Source organism: Arthrobacter sp. 2YAF22_2, from assembly GCF_052114645.1.
GTDB lineage: Bacteria > Actinomycetota > Actinomycetes > Actinomycetales > Micrococcaceae > Arthrobacter.
Window position 1 is genome coordinate 1 of sequence record NZ_JBFRFD010000388.1, and the last position, 3,649, is coordinate 3,649.

4 protein-coding genes are annotated in these 3,649 nt (G+C 68.2%); 2 read left to right on the forward strand and 2 right to left on the reverse strand.

Annotated features, from left to right (window positions below):
* On the reverse strand, positions 1 to 2,490 hold a 2,490-nt coding region (locus tag AB4Y86_RS14510), incomplete at its 3' end, for a PHP domain-containing protein (protein ID WP_441402902.1).
* Positions 2,487 to 2,816, reverse strand: a complete 330-nt coding sequence (locus AB4Y86_RS14515; protein ID WP_441402903.1) for a DUF6504 family protein — start codon at positions 2,814 to 2,816, stop codon at positions 2,487 to 2,489. The genes AB4Y86_RS14515 and AB4Y86_RS14510, both read right to left, overlap by 4 nt.
* A gap of 133 nt (positions 2,817 to 2,949) precedes the next feature.
* On the opposite strand from AB4Y86_RS14515, the gene AB4Y86_RS14520 reads away from it, so the two are divergent.
* Entirely contained in the window at positions 2,950 to 3,336 is a 387-nt protein-coding gene (locus AB4Y86_RS14520; protein ID WP_441402904.1) for a hypothetical protein, read from the forward strand.
* 46 nt (positions 3,337 to 3,382) lie between these two features.
* Positions 3,383 to 3,649 (forward strand): VOC family protein (locus AB4Y86_RS14525; RefSeq protein WP_441402905.1); only part of this gene is annotated, 267 nt, incomplete at its 3' end.

Genomic DNA, 3,649 nt, shown 5'->3' on the forward strand with positions numbered 1-3,649 from the left:
GTGGTGGGTCTTGAGCCACGCCGACTGGTAGGTGGGCACAGCAAAGGCGGCGCCGTGCGCCTTGCAGAAGCCGAAGCTGCCGAACGCCTTCAGGGTTCCCCAGACCTTGTCCACCACCTCAGGCGTGTAGTTCCGGGCGCGGGCCTCGCGGCGGAAGAATTCCTCGACCTTGCCTTCCAGCACCTCGTTGCCGAGGGCCCGCCGGAATTCGTCGGCCCGGGCCAGCCCGCAGCCGGTCATCACATCGAAGGTCTTGAGGATCTGCTCATGGAACACGGTCACGCCGTGGGTCTCCTGGAGCACCGGCTTCAGGTTCGGGTGCGGATAGACCTCCGGCGCGAAGCCGTGCCGGTGCTCCAGGAAGGGCCGGACCATGTCCGACTTCATCGGCCCGGGCCGGAACAGCGAGATATCGATGATGAGGTCGTTGAATTCCCGGGGTGCCAGCTTGCCGATCAGTTCCCGCTGGCCCGGGGACTCGATCTGGAAGCAGCCCAGGGTGTGGGTGCTGCGGATCAGCTCGTAGGTGGGTTCGTCGTCGAGCGGGACAGCGTTGAGGTCGATGCGGCCGTCCGCGGCGATGTAATCGGGCCCGGCGCCGTCCGGTCCTGCCGGGTGCCGGCCGGCCGCCATCACCTCGGCCTTGGACGGGTGCAGCCGGATCACCTCCCGGACCGCGAAGGCCATGGCGGACTGCATCCGGACGCCGAGGACATCGAGTTTGAGCATGCCCATCGGGTCCATGTCGTGCTTGTCGAACTGGCTCATCGGAAGGCCGAGCCCGCTCGGCTGGACCGGGGTGCGGTCCAGCAGCGTCGCGTCGCCCAGGATGACCCCGCAGGGATGCATCGAGATATGGCGCGGCAGCCGGTCCAACCGTTCGGTCAGGTCAACGAGCAGGTCAAGCTGCTGGTTTTCGCTGAAGTCCCGTTGCTCCACCCGGCCGGCGAATTCCTTCAGCTCCGGTTTCTCCACGAGGGCCTCGCGGAAGTTCCGGGCCGAAAACCGCCAGAGCTGCTTGGCGATCTCGTCGATGTCGCCGCCGTCCATGCCCAGGGCCAGGCCGGCGTCGCGGACGGCGCCGCGGGCGCGGTACCCGTTCTGCATGCTCATCAGCGTGACGCGTTCGGAGCCGAAGCGTTCAAAGATCTTCCGGTAGACGTTGTGCCGTTCGGCGCTTTCGACGTCGATGTCGATGTCCGGAAGGGTGGCGCGGTCACGGGACAGGAAGCGTTCGAAAATCAGGTCGTGCTGCAGCGGGTTCACCTGGCTGACATCGATCAGGAAGTTGACCAGGCTGGAGGCGCCCGAGCCGCGGGCGGCCGCCCGGACCCCCATGTCCAGGATCATCCGGGACACCTCGGCGACGGTCAGGAAGTAGGCGGCGAAGCCCAGGCTGTCGATGATCCGCAGTTCGTGTTCCAGCCGGGCGCGCAGGTCCGCGGCAGGCTTCCCGGTGATGCCCGGGAAGCGCCGGGTGATGCCCGCCTCGCAGCGCTGCGTGAGCTCCAGCAGCGGATCCCCGGCAATCCCGATCACCGCGGCCTCCGGCACCACCGGCTGCTTCCATCCCATGTCCGTGACCGGATCCATCCGGCAGCGGTCCGCGAGCGCCTCGGTGTGTGCCAGCAGGCTCTTCAGATCGGCGGCGCCGTACCCGGCGGCGTGCATGATCTCCTGGCCCAGCCGCAGCATCTGCGCGGAGGATTTCAGCCAGCCCTGCCCGTTCGGTTGCAGCAGCGGCGCGGCCGAGAGCTCGGGCAGGGATTTGAGCGTCCGGGCCGAGTCCAGCACGTCCGCCGTCGCGGCGCCGTCCTCGGCGCAGTATCGAACGGCGTTGCTCAGGACCGCCGGGACTGCGTGTTCCGCGGCGAGCTTGAGCATCCTTACCGCGTGGGCCGTGCTCAGCGGCTCGCCCGGCGGGCTGAGCTGCGAGACGACCTCGGCGGCGAGGGTTCCCGGCGGCATGGCGTCCAGCCAGCGTTTGAAGAGCGTCCGGGGCCGCAGGTAGCGCCGGCCGCCCATGGCACGGCCGACGTCGGAATCCGGGCCGATCAGCACGGTCAGCACCGGCTTGAGGGTCTGCGGATCCAGGGCGCGGGAGGCCAGCTCCGCCCGGGTCACGGCGACGGGCACCGCTCCCCCGGCCTTGCCCGAGGTGCGGGCATGGGCGTCGGAGACCAGCCGGCACAGGGCCCGGTACCCGGCGCCGCGGTTCTGCCCGTGTGCCAGGACGACGACGCGTCCCCCGAGCCGGGTACGGAGGTCGCCGTCGTCGTCGAAGACCGCGAGATCCACCCCCACGACCGGGTCCAGCCCTGCCGCCATGCACGACTTCAGGTGCTTGACTGTGCCGTAGAGTCCGTCACGGTCCGTGCAGCCGAGCGCCGTGGCGCCGTCCGCGGCCGCGGCGGCGGCCAGCTCCTCCGGCCAGGACACCCCGTAGTGGGCGCTGAACGCGGTGGAGACGTGCAGATGGGTGAAGCTCATGCCGGCTCCGGCTTCCGGAGTAGTGGCAGGGCATCGTGGATCCGCAGCAGCCGCCAGCGTCCGCTGCCCAGGTGCCGGCTCAGGTCGAGGGTGAGGGTCCGGTCCGGGTTCCCGTCATCCCGGAGCTGAACGCGCCAGATTTCATGGTCCACCAGCCCCGGGCCGCTGCCCAGCGGCGCCCGCGGTTCTTCCGCCCACCACTGGCGCCGCTCAAACCAGCGGACCGGCTCGGCGCAGAGGACGTAGTGCCGCCCGGCCCAGTCCAGGGACTCCGGCTGGCCTTCCGGGGTGCAGGCGACGTCCACCGACTCGCTGAACATCCCCATGGCGCCTCCCGGCAGCTGCTGACTTTCGAAAAGTATTCGAATATATCTTCGAACACTTCAAGTCTACGACGGGCCGGGGACAAAACCTAGATCGGGGGTGGACGGACGCAGGCACAGGTAGCAGGATTGAGCCATGAGCTCCCACAATGCACTCCTGAAGCACGTAACCGTCGCCGCCAAGGATTCAACTTTGGTGGCGACGTTCGCTATCGACGGGAATATCCCGAGTTCCGGCGCCTATGTGGTGGGGCTCGTGGCGGCCACTCCGGACCACTCCCACCAGCGCCGGATGGAAATCGAGTTCATGAACGGCGAGGCCGTGTCCTTTTTCTGCTTCAGCCACGACGGCACGGAAGAGAACTTCGACCTCAAGGGCGTGGAGCACTCCGGCAACACCATCACCGGGACCTTTCCGATCAGCACGGTGCGGGGCCTGATCAAGGGCCATCTGATGTCTGCGTACAGCGATTGCGAGGGCAGGGACTACCAGGCCAACGTGCCCGTCGAGGAGTCGCTCTGACAGCCGTCCCCGGGCCGTGCGGCCAGGCGCATAACAGGATCGCGTGATGCAACCACGAGTCGACTTCATCTCCTTGGGCGTCCGCAGCGTTGACGCCTCGCGCCGTTTCTACGTTGATGGCCTCGGCTGGCCACTCCACCGCGAGGTTCCCGGCGAGGTGGTCTTCCTGCAGGCAAACCACGGCCTCATCCTCTCGCTCTGGAACGCCGCGCAGATGCAGTCCGAGGCGGCAACCGATGCCCCCGCCGGCGTCCCCTGCATCACCCTGAGCCACAACGTCGGCAGCGCGGAGGAAGTGGAGAGCGTCATGCGC

Excerpts from the sequence above, each read along its gene's own strand:
- AB4Y86_RS14515 (WP_441402903.1), bottom strand. The coding sequence starts at position 2,816 with ATGGGGATGTTCAGCGAGTCGGTGGACGTCGCCTGCACCCCGGAAGGC.
- AB4Y86_RS14520 (WP_441402904.1), top strand. The coding sequence starts at position 2,950 with ATGAGCTCCCACAATGCACTCCTGAAGCACGTAACCGTCGCCGCCAAG.